Origin of the sequence: Streptomyces seoulensis (genome assembly GCF_022846655.1) — a bacterium.
GTDB lineage: Bacteria > Actinomycetota > Actinomycetes > Streptomycetales > Streptomycetaceae > Streptomyces.
On sequence record NZ_AP025667.1, the window covers coordinates 3330185 to 3345772 of the forward strand.

A 15588-nucleotide genomic window follows, 5' to 3' on the forward strand; every position below is an offset into this window, starting at 1 on the left:
TCCATACGCCACTTGAGGAGAAGAGGGGTCGTCATGACCGGAGAGCAGCAGCGCGACCACGCAGGTCAGGAGCACGGGCACGAGTGGCCCGGCGTCACGGTCCACGAAGCGGACCCGGCGGCCGTGGAGGCCGACTTCTACCACGTACGCGAGTCGGTCGGCCCCGAGGACCAGGAGCTGTTGGCGACGGTGCGGGACTGGGCGCGCAAGAACCTCGCCCCCATCGCGGCCGACTACTGGGAGCGCGGCGAGTTCCCGCACGAGCTCATTCCGCAGATGCCCGAACTCGGCATCGCGGGGCTCCAGTTCAGTGGTCATGGCGCACCCGGCCGGGGTGCCCTGGTGGCCGGCCTCGTCAGCATGGAACTCGCCCGCGTCGACCCCTCGTTCGCCACGTTCTACGGCGTGCACAGCGGACTCGGTGTCGCCACGGTCATGGAGTGCGGCTCCGAGGAGCAGAAGCGGCGCTGGATACCGGAGATGCTGCGCTGGGAGCGGCTGGCCGCGTTCGCCCTGACCGAACCGGGCGTCGGTTCCGGCACCTCCCGCGGCCTGACCACCACCGCGCGGCGCGAGGGCGACACCTGGGTGCTGAACGGGCGCAAGAAGTGGATCGGCAACGCCACCTTCGCCGACCTGGTGATCGTCTGGGCGAAGGACGAGGCCGACGGCGAGGTCAAGGGCTTCGTCGTGCAGCAAGGCGCGGACGGCTTCACCCCGCACCGCATCGACGGCAAGGTCTCGCTGCGCACCGTGCAGAACGCCGAGATCGGCCTGCGCGACGTACGGGTACCCGAGACGGACCGGCTCCAGGAGGCGAACTCCTTCAAGGACACCGCGAAGGTACTGCGCTCCACCCGGCTCGGAGTCTCCTGGAACGCGGTCGGCTGCGCCATGGGTGCCTACGAGGCCGCCCGCGCCTACACCCTGGAACGCGAGCAGTTCGGCAAGCCGATCGCCGCCTTCCAACTGGTCCAGGACCAACTGGCGCGGATGCTCGCCGACATCACCGCCTGCCAGACCATGAACGTACGGGCGGCGCAGCTCCAGGACGCCGGCCGGCTCACCGACCAGCAGGCGTCCATGGCGAAGATGTTCAGCACCACCCGCACCCGTGAGGTCGTCGCCCACGCCCGCGAACTGCTCGGCGGCAACGGCATCCTGCTCGACCACGAAGTGGCCCGGTACTGGGCCGACGCCGAAGCCCTCTACTCCTACGAGGGCACCCGCGACATGAACTCCCTCATCGTCGGCCGCGCCGCGACCGGGATCAGCGCCTTCGCCTGAGCCACCCCACCACCACCGGCAGCGGGAACGCGGGGTCCCCGCTTCGTCACAGCCGCTTCGCGCTGCGGAACAGATCCGCGTAGAAGCCGCTGCCGTCGATACGGGAGACGCCGCCCTTGTCTCCCATGGTGGGGCCGTTCTGTTCCTTGCGGCTGGAGATGAAGACCTTGTGGCCCGCGGTGTCCGGTCCCAGGTAGAGGGCGACGTGGTCGATGTGGTCGCCGGTGCGGTGGTCCATCTTGAAGAACAGCAGGTCTCCGGGTTGCAGCCGGTCGGTGTTCTTGGGCCGGGCGTACCAGGGCGCGGAGCCCTGCAGTTCGATGATGTCCACACCGGTCTTGGAGCGGGCGATGCCGTTGGCCGTGCGGGGCAGGCCGTCGCCCGAGGTGTCGGTGGCCATCAGCGGGAACCGGGACCGGTAGCCCCACACCATGCGCATGAAGCCGGAACAGTCCAGGGCCCGGTACCGGTCCTGGTGCGGCTGCATCGTGGCGCCGCTGCGGAAGGTGTACGGGATGCCGAGGTAGTCGTAGAAGTCGTTCTGCTCGAACCGGTCCACGCCGTCCGGCTTGTAGGGGCCGAACACCGCGTCACCCGCGTACGGGACGCCCTGCGCGTCCTTCTTCACCGGGGCGCCCTGCACGTACTGGAAGGCGATGGCGAAGACGTCGTCCTGCTGGCTGCCGTAGTTCTCCTTGAACCAGTCCTTGAACCACTGCTGGTTCTGGGCACCCTTGGTCCAGGGCTCGGGCAGGAGGCGGACCCAGTCGTCGGTGACCACCTTCGTGCTGGTGCCGGCGGGCTCGCCGAAGGTACGCGAGGGCCCCTTCAGGGCGGCGGTGCGGGCCCCGTCGGTGAAGGTGGCGACGACCGCGCCCTTGTCGTCGCGCAGCACCGTGCGGGCGGGGTCGTTCAGCCGCTCCCAGGTCTGCTGTCCGGTGTGCTTGCCCGAGGTGCTCGGGGCGTCGTCGGTGACCGTGTGCACGGTGACCTCGGCCTGCTGGTCCTTGCGCAGTTCGTAGGTGCAGTAGGCGCTGCCCGCGAGCAGCGCGAGCACGGTCGCCGCGTGGACGACGGGGCGGCCTTTGCGCTTCGGCATGATGTGGGTGCTCCAGGGTGCGGGGGGATGCGGATTCAGGCGGACGGCATGGCGCCGAGCAGGATGCCGGCGGTCAGGACCACGTAGGTGGCCAGGGTGACGCCGCCGACGGACAGCAGCGTGGCTCCCTTGGGCTGGCGGACAAGCTGGTAGCCGATGAGGCCCGGCACGATGAACCCGAGCGTCTGGTTGGCGTAGAGCAGCGGGAATTCCGTCTGCAGCACGATGATCACGGTGGCCTGGATGAGGACGCCGCTGAGCACGACGGCCGCGAAGAGCCGCTTGCCGTAGAGGATCACGTAGCGCTGGAGCAGGAGCGTGGTGACGTAGGTCAGGACGGTGACGCCGACCACGAGCGCGGCACGCTGCAGGTCCTCGATCAGGGTGAGCGCGAGCCAGCCCGGCGTGATCATGCCGCCCGGCGACAGATTGGTCGTCAGGTAGCACATCAGGGAGAACATGAGCCCCAGGCCGATGCCGATGGCGGCGATCTCGGGGGTGAGGACGGAGGGGATCAACGCTGTTCTCCTGGACTGTGCCACTGCCGGTTGTCGTCGGCGGGGTTCATGGGCGGTACTCGGGGTTCGAAGAGGCCGCGGTCCGCTGCCGGGGCCGCCGGGCTCCCGGTGCCGACGGGGTACTGCTCCGTCGCGGCCGGATAGGGCTGGGCCGGGGCCTGGTAGGGCTCCTCCCGGGCGTCGTACCCGGGGTACGGACGTTCGTCCGGGTGCTGCCCGAGGGGGTGGGGCGGGTACGGCTGCTGGGTGTAGCGCTCCTCGTACGCCTGCGGATAGCGCTGGTAGGGGTCGATCCGGGGGACGTAGAGCGGCATGGTCTCGACGTGCACGGGCTGGTCGGGCCGCTCCGGCGGGTGGGCCGGTGCGCTGTCCGCGGGTTCGTCGGGGCTTTCGTCGGCCGGGAGTTCGGCGAGGTGCTCCAGCAGGATCTCGCCCTGGCCGTGGATGTTGCCGATCGCGACCAGTGAGGACTCGGGGCCGAGCTTCTCCAGCAGCGAGGCCATGAACTCCTCGGGGTCGCGCTTGTCGCCGCCGAGGTCCACGGCGCGGGACCGGAACGCGGTGGGGATGGCGTCGATGGCGGACCTGGCCGGGTGGCCGATGACGAAGACGTGCTCGGGGTCGAGGTCGGGGATGATCTCGCCCATCTGGCCGTTGCGCTCGACCCGGTCGGGGCGGCAGTTGATGACGACGTTGAGCGGTCGGTGGATGGCCCCGAGGTCGAGGAGCTGATTGATGTTCATCAGCGTCGACTCGGGGTCGTTGGCCGCGAAGACGTTGGCGAAGCGCAGCCGCTTGCCCTGGGGGGTCAGGTAGCGCTCGACGGAGAGGACACCGGGGTCCGGCGGAGCCTCGTACATCCCCCGCAGGGCGGTCTCCCGCTCCACGCCGAGGAGTTCGGCGACGGTGAGCGCGATCGCGACGTTCTCCTTGAAGGTGAACCAGCTGAATCCGCGCAGCTCCTCGTCGCTGACCGTCTCGGGGTCGGCGTAGATGAGCCGGCAGTTCCGGGCGTCGGCCTCCTCCTGGAGGATGTGGAAACGTTCCTTCTCAGCGGTGACGCAGATGCCGTCCTCCGGCATCGACCGGCACAGCGAGCGCGCCACGTCGTCCAGGGTGGGACCCATCTCGGCGAGGTGGTCCTCACGGACGTTGCACAGCACGCCGATCGTGGAACGGATCAGCTTGGACTGGTTGATCTCCTGCAGCGCCGGCATGACGGCCATGCACTCGATGACGAGGGCGTCGGGCCGGTAGGCGGCGGCTCGGCGCACGATGCCGATCTGCTCGACCACGTTGGCGATGCCGAACTTGCGGTAGACCGGTTCCTCGGTGGCGTCCGGGTGGATGAACCGGGCCGCGGTGCCGGTGGTCTTGGCGACGGTGGTCAGGTCACCGCCGCGCAGCGCGCCCGCGCACAGCCGGGTGATGGAGGACTTGCCCCGGATGCCGTTGACGAGGACGCGGGTGGGTATCTGGTCGAGGTTGGTGAAGTGCCGCCGCTGCTCGACGATGCCCGCGACGAGCAGGATCGCGCAGCACACCAGCAGCACGGTGTAGAGGAAGAGCACGGGTGATCAGTTCCTTATGTACTGCTGGTCCGCCGGGGGCTGGGTGCGGCGCGGCTGTTGGCGGCGCTGTACCTGCAACTGCTGGCGGATGAGTTCGAGCGAGCGGGTGACGGCTCCCACCTCGTCGTGATGCTGAGGGAAGAGCACGGCCTTGCGGTCGCCGTCGGCCAGCGCTTCGCTCCGGTCGGCCAGGGTCCGCAGCGGGCGGGCGACGACGATGTGCAGCCAGCCCAGGCAGGCGACGGCAGCGGCGGCACCGAGCAGACCGGCGAGCACGGTGCGGTTCTGGGTGTCGTATCCGGGGATCGCGAGCCTTTCCACCGGCTGCCAGCTCACCACGCTCCAGTGGAGCGACTGGGCCGGGCCGCTGCCGGCGAACGGGGCGGCGGCGGCGATCCGCACACCGTGGTCGCGGTAGAGCACGCCGTTCGGCCTGGCCTTCTTGCCGAGCTTCTGACCGCTGGCCGTGACGAGGTCTTCGAGGTGGCCGTCGGGCAGCGACTGGAAGGCGAGGAAGCCGGTGTTGCCGGCGATCACGGCGCCTCGGTCGTCCACGAGGCGTACGACTCCCATGCCGGGCCGGTTGAGCAGCGCGTTGAGGAACTCGATGCGGAACTCGCCGACGAGGCGGTTGCCCTTGGCGCCGGGGATCTCGGCCGTGCCGACGACCAACGGCTCCTTGTCGCCCCGCCCGAGCAGCCTGAGCGGCGTGGCCGACGTGCGGCGGGAGCCGGGCAGGCGCGGTTCGTCGCCCTTGCGGGCCACGATGTCGCCGGAGGAGTCGATCACGTAGAGCGAGCGGTAGCGGGTGTTCTCGTCGAGCGTGCGCTTCAGGACCTCGTCCATGTCGGCGGGCTCGGTCCGGTCGCCGATGAGGGAGCCGACGGACTGGAGGTCGGCCTCGCCCTCGTTGAGCGCGCGCCGTACCCGGTCGCTGAGCGTCTGGGTGCGTTCGCGCTGGTCGCCGACGAGTTGCTGCGGAACGGTCGCCGTGCCGTCGGCGCGGTTGAGCAGCAGCATCAGCGGCGCGGACCAGGCGAGCAGCAGTACGGCGCAGATGACGAGCAGGGCGCGGATACCGACCCTGCGCATGCCGCCCGGACGCGTCGCGCGGCTGCCCGCGGTGGCGGACTCGCCGAGCAACTGATGGCGCAGCCGTTCCAGGGCCTGGCCGACGCGGTGCGCCTCACCGAAGCGGGGCACGGTGACGGGCCTGGTCAGATCGCCTCGGGTGAGGCGGCGGGACTCCAGGAACAGCCGGATCAGCGGACGCTGCACAGTGCCGAGGAGAAGCGCCACGGCTGCGGCGCCCACCAGGAGCAGCGCGCCGCCGGCCAGCACGCCGAAGACGGTGGAGCCGGCGCGGCCGGAGTCTTCGTCGACCTTGATCATGGCGACCACGGACAGGCCGAGCCGGGAGGCGGTGGTGACCTCGCCGGGTTCGGGCGACGCGAGGGTGGCGTATCCGGCGACGGGCCGGTCGCTCAGCGGATGTCCGCCGAGCAGGCTGCCGCTGACGCCCTGGTAGCCGCCGCTGCCGGGTTCCTTGGTGCTGCGGGGGTCCTGCTGGGCCCGGCGGGCCGCGTCGTGGGCGAAGGTCTCGAGCTGCTTGCGCAGGCTCTTGATCTCCTTGCGGTCGGCGCTGGTGCGGGCCTGTTCGGGCTCGGCGATGCCGTCGCTGCTGAGGACCGTGCCCGCGCTGTCGACCACGGCGATGGAGCGGAACTGGCCGAGGCTGATGCCGGGGAACTGGAGATTGCTGGAGGCGACCAGCAGGAGCTGTGGCCTGCCCGGCCAGGACAGCAGGGCGAAGGACAGCAGACGGGTCTCACCGTTGCGCAGCCGGACCATGCGCGGCGCGAGTCCGTCCTCGTCACCGAGGGTGGAGGTGTCCACGGAGGTGAGGGGGACGGTCTCGCCGCGGGCGGCGACGAGTTTGCCGCTGCGGATCTCGACGACCGCCGTCCCCGCCCACTTCTGGTAGGTGCTGCCGAGCTTGTCGAGCGCCGCGTCACCGGAGACCGGCGGCCCGGCGCTGAACAGCTCGGCGGACCGGGTGAGGTCGGTGACGGACTCGTCGATGGAGGCGCGCAGCGCGACGGCGCCGTCCTCGGCGAAGTGCTGCTGGGAGGTCAGTACCGCCTTGGGCACCCCGGCGTCGTCCACACGCCCCAGTGCGAGGGCGGTCACTCCCGCCAGCGAGAGCAGGAGCACGCAGAGGACCGCGATCGGCGGGCGGATGCCTCCGATCAGCGACATGTCGGCGCGGCGGCGGGCGCGGTGCTGCCCCGCCGGGGGCGGTGAGGCCAAGGGACGGTCCTCTCGGGCTTAGTGGTGCATGTGTCGTGTTCCGGCACAGGTGTGACACCAGGGGTATGTCCGGAAGCGAGACCCGAAAAGGAGTCGTAAGGTTGCACCGATCTTCACGTGATCTACGCAACATCTGCCGCCTTGTGGTCATTGCTGATCGGCGGAGCCCGTCATTCGGGCAGCGGAGTCAGCGCCTTCAGGCCGTCATCGGCCGCGCCGCGGTTGAGCAGGGTGCCCTCGGTGCGCTCGAAGGCCAGCCGCAACCGGGCCTTCTGTCGACTCGTGAGCCCATGGCCGTCCTCCAGCGCGGCCGGTACGTCCAGCAGGCGGTAGTCCTGCGCGTCGTCGGGGGCGGACGGGTTGCCGTCGGGGCTGTTCCCGCTGTCCGGCGGGATCTCCAGCAGCGTCGGCTCGAAGCGCGGCCGGACGTCCCAGTGGCCCTTGCCGTGCTCGGTGAACGAGAACCAGGCGATCACGCCCTCCTCGGTCAGCCCGGTCGGCGCCTCGTGCCGCGCGATCTGGTTGCCGAGCCCGTAGGCGATCCAGGTGCCGTCCACCTTCTCCATCGGCTGTACGACGTGCGCGTGGTGGCCGATGACGAGGTCGACGCCGGTGTTCTCGGCGATCTGCCGTGCGAAGGCGGTCTGCTGGGCCGACGGGTCGGGCTGGTGCTCACGACCCCAGTGCAGGGAGAGGATCACCACCTCGGCACCGGCCGCGCGGGCCCGCCCCTCGGCCGCCTTGACGCGCTCCAGGCTCGCCCGGTTGGCCAGCCACGGCTTGTCGGCGGGCAGGCGGTGCGGCTCGTTGAAGCCGTACGCGAACGACAACTGCGCGACCTTGACGCCCTTGACGTCCATGATCAGCGGGGTGAGCGAGTCCTTCTTCGTCCGGAAGGAACCCGTGTGCTTCACACCGGCCGCGTCCAGCGCGTCCAGGGTGCGCTTCACGCCCTGGTACCCGTGGTCGAGCGTGTGGTTGGAGGCGGTGGAGCAGGTGTCGTAGCCGAGATTCTTGATCGTCTCGGCGGTCTGCGGAGGCACCTGGAAGTCCGGGAAGCCCTCGAACGGGCCGCCAGGGGTGCCCATCACCGGCTCGAAGTGGCAGATCGCGAGGTCGGCCTTGCTGATCACCGGCTCGACACCGGCCATCAGCGGCCCGAAGTCCAGTCCGGCCATCCCGGCGCCGGTGGTCTTCGCGTCCTTGCGCGCCTGGTCGATGAGCTGGGGGTGCATCAGGATGTCGCCGGCCGCCGCGACCGTGAAGGAACGTCCACCACCCTGGTCGTCCGAGCCTCCCGGAAGGAGGCCGCAGCCGGCGGCTCCGGCGAGGAGAGCGAGCGGGCTCAGCAAGGTCAGCAGCGTGCGGCTGCGGCGTCTGTTCACCGGGATATCTTGATACAACCATGAGAGCCAACTGCTCACGCACCATAACGATCGCAACAATTCTCCTCGTCGTCGCCGGTCTCGCCGGGGCGGCGACCGTGGTGCTTCGCAACGCGCGCACGGTGACCGGGGCCGCCGCGGACCACCGTGACGACGAGCGCGCACCGCGCACCGACCTGGCGCGCACGGTGGCGGACTTCACTCGGGGATTCGGCCCCGGACACGGCTACCGGGAACCCGACAGGGCGGACCGCGAGGCCGTCGCCACGGCGATCGGTCTGCTGCTCGACGGCCACCGCCATGAGGCTGAACAGCAACTCTCCCAGCGGGACTTCACCGTACGCACGATCGTCGACCAGGTCTCCGGCCGCCACTACACCGAGGTCGCCGACCGCACCGACGACGCCGTCGCACCACGCGGCTGGGGCCGGTTCTACCTCGATCTCGACCACCGCCCGCGCTGGTCGGTACAGGTCCCGCACCCGGTCGCCGATCAGGGCACGGAGCAGCTCGCGGTGCGCGTGCTGCGGGACTCACCGGGTGGCGTTCTTGTGATCGCAGGTGCACATCGCAAAGCGGGCGAGGGTAACTCGGCCGATGTGGCGCACCGCCGGGACACCGTCTTCCACGCCGTCTGCGCCGAGCTGGCCCGCCGGGGGATGCCGGGTGTCCAACTGCACGGCTTCGCGGCCTCCTCCGCGCCGGACCATGACGTCATCGCCTCCACCGGCGTCGGCCGGGAGGGCCGCTCCGACGGCCGCGCGCTGGCCGACGCACTGGGCGCTCATGGCTTCCGGGTGTGCCGGGCCTGGGCCCGGACCTGCCCGCTGGAAGGCCAGGAGAACATGCAGGGCCGCGTCGCCGATGCCCGGCATGTGCCGTTCCTGCATGTGGAGTTCGCACCGGCGGTACGCGGTGCGGACGCGGCCGCGGAACAGGCGGCACACGACATCGGTACGGTCACCCGTCGCTGGGAGAAGGCCCCGTCGGCACGATGAATCCGATCTCGGCCGGTGATCGAAGAGACGTCCCTAGGACCGCGTGGCCCTCCCGCACTCGTCCCCGGAGGACCCGCCCTGCCCGACCGGCTTGCTGTCGTCGTACGGGTCGACCTCCCTGCCGGACTCGTCCGACCGGCGGTCTGCGCCGAAGGGCGGGGTGAAGTAGCCGCTCGGGGTGCCGCAACCGCCGTTGGTCATGTCGTACTTGTACGAGACGATCGAGAACGTGCCCGGCTCGGTGGTCACCTTGTCAGGGTCGTCCCAGCTCAGGACCAGCTCGCGTCGGATGATCGTGCGCACGATCTCGTCGTCGCCGACCGCGTCCGCGCGGGTGACCGGATAGACGAAGGTGACGTCGGCGGTCACCTGGAGCGCGCCGCGCTCGCCCTCCCGGTAGGTGAGCCGGCCTCGGGTCTTCACGACGTCGCCGACCAGGTGGGCGCGGGAGGGCCGGAAGCGGCTGAAGAGGAGGAGGGGGTCGTTCTTCTCGCTCGGGGTCCGGAAAGCGGTCTTCAGAAGGTGCTGGACGTCCTTCTGGTGCGGGTTGATCAGTGCGATCGCCTTCTCGGGACGCTCGCCCCGCAGCACCCCGCGCTCCAGGCCGGACGCGACGAGGAAGTCCCGGCTGCGCGCGAGGGCCCGCCCGACCTCGGCCGCGCTCATCCAGCCGACGGCTTCGGCCTTCGGCACGGCGATCCCCGCCGCGCCGCTCGCCCAGCCCGCCGCGGGCGAGCCGCGGAACGGCTGGCCCGCGGTGGGACGTTGGGCCGCCAGCGGCGGGGAGTCGGCTCCGGTGACCAGATTCCTCACCCTCTCCGGGGCGAGCGCCACCACGATCAGAGCCAGCACGACCAGCAGTCCGACCACGTACCAGCCCGTACGCCGCCTGGGCCGCGCGGGCGTGTGGCTGCGCCAGCCCTCCCGGTCCCGGCCGGGCTCCGCGCGCAGCCGCTTCGCCACTTCGCGAGCCCGCGCCGACGGCTCCTTGGGCGCATCGGCGGCACCCGCCACCGACTCACGCAGGAACCGCTCCCACTCCTCGTCAGACCTGGACGAGCCCTCCGGCTCCGTACCCGTGCTCATCCCAACCCCTGGCATTCAGTAGACCGCGGCCCACTCCCCTGGGACGCGCAGGCATGATGACACAGAGCGCTGACAGCGAGGCCGGCCGGCAGCACACGGTTCGCCACAACAGCCTGGTGGAACGCTCGTCGGCCCGGCTCACTGTCGTAGTGCGGGCAGACCGAGCCGGTCGGGAGGAACGTGGCTGGTGGGCCTGGAGGAACTGCTCGACATAGCCGGGGGCGACGCCACCGGCAGTCGGGATGAAGCACATTCGGGGAGGGCTCGGCGGATCACCACAGCGCCGTTCCGGGGCCGCCCTTGAGCGGGCCTTCGATCTCGGCAGTGACCCAGCCGCCGTAGAAGTCACCCTCCTGCGCGCGCACGACCTCGCCGTCCACCGTGCAGAGGTCGGCACGCATGGGATAGAAGGCGATGTGGTCGGTGAGCTGTTCGTAGCCGGCCGTGGGGTCGGAATAGCTCCAGGCCGCGCGCATACGGACGTCGGGGCCGATGGCCAGGTCCCAGTACACCGCTCGTCCCTTCCACTCGCACCACGTGCCTCCCTGAGCCGGGAGCAGCAGATCGGTGCGTACGTCCTCGGGAGGGAGGTAGAAGACGGGCGGGTGCGAGGTTTCCAGCACGCGCAGGGCCCGCCGCGTGTCGGCCACCTCAGTGCCGGCGCACTCCACACGGACACGGCGGCTGTCGGACCGGATCGCGGGAGGCCGGGGGTAGTCCCAGACGGATTCCGTCCGGGGCGGTGGGTGATCGGACATGGTGCCATCCTGCGACCGTCGCCCGGCCTGCGCCTTCCGCGTCGTTGCTGCGTCGCTTGAGCCGTTTCGCGGGCTGTCGGGCGGGGAGGGGAGCCGGGCTTCCCTCGTCGTCCCGGACGAACCAGACCGGTCCGATCCGACGGACTTCTCGGAAGAATGCTGCCGCGTGCGAACCGCACCGGCCAAACGGGGCAGGTCCCGGGGTTGTGCCGGGACCTGCGGCCGCACAGGGTCAGGCGACGGTGATGTTCTCCGCCTGCGGACCCTTCTGTCCCTGGGTGACGTCGAAGGTCACCTTCTGGCCCTCCTGCAGCTCACGGAAGCCGGAGGAGTTGATGTTGGAGTAGTGCGCGAAGACGTCCGGGCCGCCGCCGTCCTGGGAGATGAAACCGAAGCCCTTTTCGGCGTTGAACCACTTGACGGTACCGCTGGTCATGCTGAGCCTTCCGGTCGATATCGGACCCGCACCGCGCGGACCCGAACGTGATGTCCCGCTCCCGCACCGCACAGCAAAACGCCCACGCCGAAGCGCGGGCAGGCACTGCGAATCACGACATCTGAGAACGACGCTACACGGCGAACCCGGCTCTCACCAGAGAGCAACGGCCATGACTCACCCGCGCGTCCCACACGTCCCCACAGCGGAACCCCGAGCGCACACGGGCCGCCGACTCACTGGGTCCCGGCACTCCCGGCCGGCAAACCGGACAGATGTGCAGGAGACACGGCCACGACCACCCAAAAGGCCCCACCTCACAGCGCAGCAGCCCAAAACGCGCCCTTCGAAGTCCGGCTGACCGGGTCAGCTCCGGTCGCCGCGGGCTGCCTCGGAGTGCGTCGCTTCGGTCCAGGACGTGAGAAAGCTCAGGGCCTGATGGGAGGGAGTCCCCGGGGCGGCGGTCATGACCATGAGCTGCTGGTCGGGGTCGGCGGTGCTCGCGAGCATCTCCCAGTCCAGGGTGAGGTCACCGGCGACGGGGTGGTGCAGGAGCTTGGTGCCGCTGGCCTTGCTGGCCACGTCGTGGGAGGCCCACCAGCGCCGGAAATCCGCGTCCTGCACGGACAGTTCGCCGACCAGGCCGGCCAGGCGGGAGTCGGTGGGCGATTGGGCGGCTTCCATACGCAAGAACGCGACGCAGGTGCGGGCGGTGGTCTCCCAGTCGTCGAAGAGATTGCGTACCGCGGGTTCCAGGAAAGCGAGGCGGACGTAATTGCGCTGGGTCGCGGGAATCGCCGAGAAATCGGCGATCAGTGCGGCCGCCAGGGAATTCCACGCGAGAATGTCCATATACCGGCCAAGGACCATGGCCGGTGATTCCGTGAGCTGGTCCAGCAGCCGCTGCCACTGCGGACGCACGCGCTGCGCGGTACGGCGACGGGGGCGCGCTGCGGTCTTCCCGGCCAGGCCGTACACGTACGTCCGCTGGTCCTCGTCCAGCCGCAGCGCGCGGGCGAGAGCGGCCAGCACGTGGGCGGATGCCGGGAGGGTGCCCTGTTCGAGGCGGGTGTAGTAGTCGGTGCTGATCGAGGCGAGCTGGGCGACCTCCTCCCGCCGCAGACCCGGTACGCGGCGCGGCCGGTCCCCGTCGGGCAGCCCGACCATGTGGGGCCGCAGCTCAGCGCGTCTGGCCTTCAGGAAATCGCCCAGTTCATCGCGTCGCGCATTGTTGCCGCTCATGAGACCAGTGTCGCAGCCGAGTGCGCCGGGATGGGACGGAAGGATTCTTCCTACGCAGGGATCCTCCACTTTTCGCAGGCATGCGGGCGTGTGAGTCTGGATATGCGCCGGGCGGAGATCCCGTCTCCGACGGCTGTGAATGCGAGCGTGGTTCCGTCGTCCCGCCGCAGACAACTGCAAGCGATAACGCTGCACGGAAGAGAGAAATCATGAAGACGAACGTCACGTTCCTCAGCAACGGCCTGGAGCTCGCCGGGCAGCTCTATCTGCCCGACGACTACACCGGTGACCGCCGCCCGGCCGTCGTGGTGTCCCACCCCTTCGGCGGGGTGAAGGAGCAGACGGCCGGCCTGTACGCCGAACGGCTGGCCGGCGAGGGCTTCGTCGCGCTGGCCTTCGACGCCTCGTACCAGGGCGAGAGCGAGGGCGAGCCGCGCTTCCTGGAGAACCCCTTCGCCCGCGCCGAGGACGTCAGGAGCGCCGTCACCTTCCTGACCACGCGCGACGAGGTCGACCCCGACCGCATCGGCGCGCTGGGCATCTGCGCTTCGGGCGGCTACGTCCCCTACGCCGCGCAGACCGACCACCGCATCAAGGCCGTCGCCACGGTCAGCGCGGCGGACATGGGCGCCCTGTTCCGCGAGGGCCTGGGCGGCGGCCAGAGCGAGGACGTCATCCGCGGCATGCTCGACCAGGCCGGCAAGGACCGTACCGCCGAAGCCCTCGGTGAGGCGCCTCGCCTGGAGCACATCGTCCCGGAGTCGGCGGAGGACGCGGAGGGCTGGCCCACCCTGTACCAGCAGGGCAGTGACTACTACCGCACCCCGCGCGCCCAGCACCCCAACTCGCCCAACTGGTTCGTCGCCCGCAGCGTCGACCAGATCGCCCAGTACTCCTCGTACGACCTCATCCACCTCGTCTCGCCCCGCCCGCTGCTGATGATCGCCGGCACCGCGGCGGACACCGCGTACTTCAGCCGCGAGGCGATCGAGAAGGCGGACGAGCCCAAGGAGCTGTTCTGGATCGACGGCGCCACCCACATCGACCTCTACGACAAGGAGGAGTACGTGCCCACCGCCCTGACCAAGCTGACCAGCTTCTTCGGCGAGCACCTCACCGGCTGACCCGCCCCGACACATGCGTCGGTCGATCGGCGGTGCCGGGGTCCTCTCCGCGATGTGGCGCGTGTGGCGGGTCAGGGGGCCTTGTCGCGGCCGCACTTCAGATCCTGGTCGGCGGGTGGGACATGCAGGCGGCCCCCGCTTCTGTCGGGGGCCGAGTCTCAGCAGCCGCTGCCTTGCGGGGTGAACTTCAGGCGGGCGTGGTCGTGTGTGCCGAGCGCGTCGCCGTAGGTCGTGCGGGTGACGCGGTACCAGACGTCGTCGTGCGAGCGGTCACCGCCGACGTCGTCCAGCCGTACGCACCAGTGCTCCGGCCGGGTCACCCGTCGGTACGTCTCGGTTCCGTGACGCACCTTCCCGCAGCGCTGGTAGTGGTCGGTGGTGTACCAGGTCCGCGCGGAACGCCGCTTGCCCGACCCGGTGCGCCCAGTGTGCTTGACCCGCCGGGTCGCGTCGGTGCACTGCCGCACCAGGTGCGGTCGGGTGGCCCTGGTGGTCACGGCGGAGACGTGCCGTACCTCGTCACGCAGCCCGGACACGGTGTTCGGTGAGGGGGTGGTGCCACCGTTCACGGTGCTCACGTGGCCCCCGCCGCCCCCGCCGCCCCCGTGGGCACCGGCGTCGCCGCCGGAGCAGCCGCCCATCCCCGCCATGACCAACGCCGTCACTCCGGCTATCGCCAGTCGCCTGCCGAACATCGTTCCCCCTCCACGCATGGACGCGCAGCGTAACCGATCGCCCTCCGGACCGGTCCCTCTGGCCGTCCCCGGTCCGACGACGCGGCAGTGCAGCCAAAGGGGGAGGTCAGCGGTCTCATGTGTGCCCGGCATCCACCTGGCGGTCATCTAGGCTGGCGTGGTGACTGATGAGCCGGAGATGGTGCAGCCGTCGGGAGTGTGGGCCACGGCGGTGGGGGTCGCCAGGGTGCGGGCGCTGGAGACCGGGCGCGAGGACGCGCTGTTCCGCGACCCGTTGGCACAAGCCTTCGCCACCGCCGGCGGACTGTGGCCCTCCTCGCCGTCGCCCGATGACGAGGCCGCGAGACGCCGTCGGCTGGCCGTGTCGTTCTCCATCGTCATCAGGACGAAGTTCCTCGACGACCTGTTGCAGCGGGCCTCCGCGTCCGGGGTACGGCAGGTCGTGCTGCTCGGTGCCGGCATGGACAGCCGGGCCTTCCGGATGAACTGGCCCGAGAACACCCGGCTGTTCGAGGTCGACACCGCTGCGCCACTGGATTTCAAGGCTTCGGTGCTACGGCAGGAGCGGGCCGTCGCACGCTGCGAGCGGATCCCCGTCGCGGTGGATCTGCGTGAGGACTGGCCAGGCGCGCTGGCCGCCGCAGGCCACGACCCCAGCCTGCCGACAGCGTGGATCGCCGAAGGGCTGTTGATCTATCTACCCGAGGACGCGGTGGATCTGACGCTGGCCCGGGTCAGCACGCAGTCGGCGGCAGGCAGTCGGCTGGGGCTGACCTTGGGCTCGCGCGGCGTGATCGATCGCTTCGCCGCGGGCGCCGCGCCGGGATCCGCGGCGTCCCTGTGGGTGTCCGAGATGCCTGACGACCCGGTGGGCTGGCTGGCCGGACACGGCTGGGAGGCCGACAGCCACACGCTGCGCGAGCGCGCTGCCGCCTATGGCCGCCCGATCAGCACCCCGCCGCAGCGCGAGGAACGGCCCGGTGGACTGATCTCGGCGGTCCGCAGGTAGGACGGCTCCAGGTTCCCTGGACGATCGATTCCAGGGGGCCTCCCCGCCCTGCCCTCCGAACGAAGCTTTC

14 protein-coding genes and 1 pseudogene are annotated in these 15588 nt (G+C 70.4%); 4 read left to right on the forward strand and 11 right to left on the reverse strand.

What is annotated here, in order from left to right; all coding sequences use genetic code 11:
• The first annotated feature begins 33 nt into the window (after positions 1 to 33).
• Positions 34 to 1287, forward strand: coding sequence for an acyl-CoA dehydrogenase family protein (locus HEK131_RS15410; protein ID WP_244335747.1), 1254 nt, complete (start codon positions 34 to 36; stop codon positions 1285 to 1287).
• 46 nt (positions 1288 to 1333) lie between these two features.
• Here the strand turns inward: HEK131_RS15410 and HEK131_RS15415 are convergent, their stop codons facing one another.
• The 5 genes from HEK131_RS15415 to HEK131_RS15435 form a co-directional block, all read right to left on the reverse strand.
• Entirely contained in the window at positions 1334 to 2386 is a 1053-nt protein-coding gene (locus HEK131_RS15415) for an NlpC/P60 family protein (RefSeq protein WP_217464615.1), read from the reverse strand.
• Between the two features lie 35 nt (positions 2387 to 2421).
• Positions 2422 to 2904 carry a poly-gamma-glutamate biosynthesis protein PgsC/CapC gene (locus HEK131_RS15420; RefSeq protein ID WP_161187662.1) on the reverse strand — a complete coding sequence of 161 codons (483 nt, stop codon included), beginning with the start codon at positions 2902 to 2904 and terminating at the stop codon, positions 2422 to 2424.
• Positions 2901 to 4475: a poly-gamma-glutamate synthase PgsB gene (gene pgsB, locus HEK131_RS15425; RefSeq protein WP_244335748.1), complete on the reverse strand. Its 1575-nt coding sequence runs from the start codon at positions 4473 to 4475 to the stop codon at positions 2901 to 2903. The genes HEK131_RS15420 and pgsB overlap by 4 nt, the downstream gene beginning before the upstream one ends.
• A 6-nt stretch (positions 4476 to 4481) precedes the next feature.
• Complete coding sequence (locus tag HEK131_RS15430; RefSeq protein WP_244452026.1) at positions 4482 to 6734, reverse strand: HAMP domain-containing protein; 2253 nt, start codon at positions 6732 to 6734, stop codon at positions 4482 to 4484.
• A 221-nt stretch (positions 6735 to 6955) separates the two neighbouring features.
• Complete coding sequence (locus HEK131_RS15435; protein ID WP_244335749.1) at positions 6956 to 8170, reverse strand: CapA family protein; 1215 nt, start codon at positions 8168 to 8170, stop codon at positions 6956 to 6958.
• A gap of 20 nt (positions 8171 to 8190) precedes the next feature.
• Between HEK131_RS15435 and HEK131_RS15440 the strand changes: the two genes are divergently transcribed.
• On the forward strand, positions 8191 to 9168 hold the full coding sequence (locus HEK131_RS15440) for a hypothetical protein (RefSeq protein WP_244335750.1): 978 nt from the start codon (positions 8191 to 8193) through the stop codon (positions 9166 to 9168).
• Positions 9169 to 9201: 33 nt separating this feature from the next.
• Here HEK131_RS15440 and HEK131_RS15445 read toward each other — a convergent pair whose 3' ends face one another.
• From HEK131_RS15445 to HEK131_RS15460, 5 genes and pseudogenes are all read right to left on the reverse strand, one after another.
• On the reverse strand, positions 9202 to 10254 hold the full coding sequence (locus HEK131_RS15445) for a hypothetical protein (RefSeq protein ID WP_244335751.1): 1053 nt from the start codon (positions 10252 to 10254) through the stop codon (positions 9202 to 9204).
• A gap of 71 nt (positions 10255 to 10325) precedes the next feature.
• Positions 10326 to 10442, reverse strand: a pseudogene (locus HEK131_RS30310) (peptidase E); the annotation flags it as partial.
• An 84-nt stretch (positions 10443 to 10526) separates the two neighbouring features.
• A complete protein-coding gene (locus tag HEK131_RS15450) occupies positions 10527 to 11012 on the reverse strand; it encodes a DUF427 domain-containing protein (protein WP_244335752.1) in 486 nt (161 codons plus the stop codon).
• A gap of 232 nt (positions 11013 to 11244) precedes the next feature.
• Positions 11245 to 11448, reverse strand: coding sequence for a cold-shock protein (locus HEK131_RS15455; protein WP_161147263.1), 204 nt, complete (start codon positions 11446 to 11448; stop codon positions 11245 to 11247).
• 366 nt (positions 11449 to 11814) lie between these two features.
• Positions 11815 to 12690, reverse strand: coding sequence for a helix-turn-helix domain-containing protein (locus HEK131_RS15460; protein ID WP_217464620.1), 876 nt, complete (start codon positions 12688 to 12690; stop codon positions 11815 to 11817).
• 209 nt (positions 12691 to 12899) lie between these two features.
• On the opposite strand from HEK131_RS15460, the gene HEK131_RS15465 reads away from it, so the two are divergent.
• Complete coding sequence (locus HEK131_RS15465; RefSeq protein ID WP_244335753.1) at positions 12900 to 13814, forward strand: alpha/beta hydrolase; 915 nt, start codon at positions 12900 to 12902, stop codon at positions 13812 to 13814.
• A 158-nt stretch (positions 13815 to 13972) separates the two neighbouring features.
• On the opposite strand, the gene HEK131_RS15470 is transcribed toward HEK131_RS15465, so the two are convergent.
• Positions 13973 to 14509 (reverse strand): hypothetical protein, encoded by a 537-nt coding sequence (locus HEK131_RS15470; RefSeq protein WP_244335754.1) that lies wholly within the window; start codon positions 14507 to 14509, stop codon positions 13973 to 13975.
• Between the two features lie 196 nt (positions 14510 to 14705).
• Here HEK131_RS15470 and HEK131_RS15475 point away from each other — a divergent pair, with 196 nt between their 5' ends.
• The gene (locus tag HEK131_RS15475) at positions 14706 to 15518 is read left to right on the forward strand and encodes a class I SAM-dependent methyltransferase (protein WP_279614288.1); all 813 of its coding nucleotides are present in this window, start codon (positions 14706 to 14708) and stop codon (positions 15516 to 15518) included.
• Positions 15519 to 15588: the final 70 nt, after the last annotated feature.